Here is a 721-nt window from a genome sequence, read left to right as displayed (position 1 = left end):
GGGCTGTTCGCCCATTAAAGCGGTACGCGAGCTGGGTTTAGAACGTCGTGAGACAGTTCGGTCCCTATCCGCTGCGCGCGCAGGAAATTTGAGAAGGGCTGTCCTTAGTACGAGAGGACCGGGACGGACGAACCTCTGGTGTGTCAGTTGTACTGCCAAGTGCACCGCTGATTAGCTACGTTCGGATGGGATAACCGCTGAAAGCATCTAAGCGGGAAGCTCGCTTCAAGATGAGATTTCCATACACCTTGTGTGTGAGAGGCCCCCAGCCAGACCACTGGGTTGATAGGCCGGATGTGGAAGCGAGGACTAACGACTCGTGAAGCTGACCGGTACTAATAGGCCGATAACTTACACCACACACCCTTTCGTGAACGGATTCAAAAGACGTTCACACCAGGAAAGGGTAAAAAGATAACAAGACTGCTTGCGTCCACTATGTGGTTCCCGAACAACAAACCAAACCGGTACGTTGTCCAGGGAACACACAACTGAATAACAACACCACCGCTCCCCCAAAAAAAGGGGAGCAGTTGTAACCACAGATTTCCCACACCACCCCCCACCACAAAAGGGCGCGGGGTGCGTGACGGGTAAAAGGGTTACGGCGGTCATAGCGTGGGGGAAACGCCCGGTCCCATTCCGAACCCGGAAGCTAAGACCCACAGCGCCGATGGTACTGCACCCGGGAGGGTGTGGGAGAGTAGGTCACCGCCGGACA

The 721-nt window shown here is 55.3% G+C and carries 2 rRNA genes; both read left to right on the top strand.

Annotated features, from left to right (window positions below):
* Positions 1–360 (top strand): 23S ribosomal RNA (locus tag AC5RWX_RS33980); the annotation flags it as partial.
* Between the two features lie 243 nt (positions 361–603).
* Positions 604–720: ribosomal RNA gene (gene rrf, locus AC5RWX_RS33975) — 5S ribosomal RNA — on the top strand.
* Position 721: the final 1 nt, after the last annotated feature.

The organism is Arthrobacter sp. SPT-J7, assembly GCF_059089965.1.
Note: the sequence above shows the minus strand (reverse complement) of the source record. Positions and strands in the feature narration are given on the sequence as shown.